The sequence below is a fragment of the Vibrio sp. 2134-1 genome, from assembly GCF_033339495.1.
In genome coordinates this window covers 1-796 of the sequence record NZ_JAWOUS010000293.1, presented here as the reverse complement: position 1 = coordinate 796, position 796 = coordinate 1, and the positions used below count along the sequence as shown (strand labels likewise).

The window sequence follows — 796 nt, the reverse complement described above, 5'->3', positions numbered from 1 at the left end:
CAACAAGGCCGTAGCGTTCAACATGGCATCCTTGGTCGTCACATCCAACACTTTTATTTTTCGAAAACGTTCCGGTTCTTTGATCGCGACATCATGAGCAAAGATCACAAACTTCGCTTTCTCGATGTCTTTCTCGGTAATTCGGTTGATGACGCCATTCGCCCCTTGGGTTTCGACTTTAATCTTAATGCCGAGTGCACAAGCCGCTTTTTCCAATGACTTCGCCGCTAAGAACGTATGTGCCACTCCTGATGGGCAAGATGTAACCGCCAAAACATCCGCCTCACCTTCGCCTTGAACGGAACCATATACCTGAGAATGACCTGTGTAACTCTCATCTTCGGTGACGGTTTTCTTTAGTGCAATCACGATCAACGCCGTGGTAACAGAGCCCGCAATCGTGCCGATGATGTAACCAATTTTTCCATCCACAACCGGGAGAACAATCCAACCACCCCATGGTGCATGGTTCATTACGTGGAACATAAAGCCGATCACGTTACCGACGATGCCACCCGCCACAATAGCGGGTAACACTCGTGCAGGGTCGCCAGCGGCAAAAGGAATCGCACCTTCGCTAATACCGATCATCCCCATAATACCTGCGGCTTTCCCCGCTTCGCGTTCATCTCGCTTGAATTTACTCGGCGCCAAAAACGTGGCTAGTGCCATACCCAATGGCGGCGTACAAATCGCAATACCGACCCCGCCCATCAACCATGGTTGCGTGTTCACTTGAGTTTGAGCAAACAACGTCGCCACTTTGTTAATTGGGCCGCCCATATCAAACGCGGTC

1 protein-coding gene is annotated in these 796 nt (G+C 50.5%); it reads right to left on the bottom strand.

Annotation, left to right across the window (positions count from 1 at the left end; translation table 11 throughout):
* Positions 1-796, bottom strand: a 796-nt coding sequence (locus R7R78_RS25555; RefSeq protein ID WP_225474549.1) for a fructose PTS transporter subunit IIB, incomplete at both ends; no start/stop codon positions are given.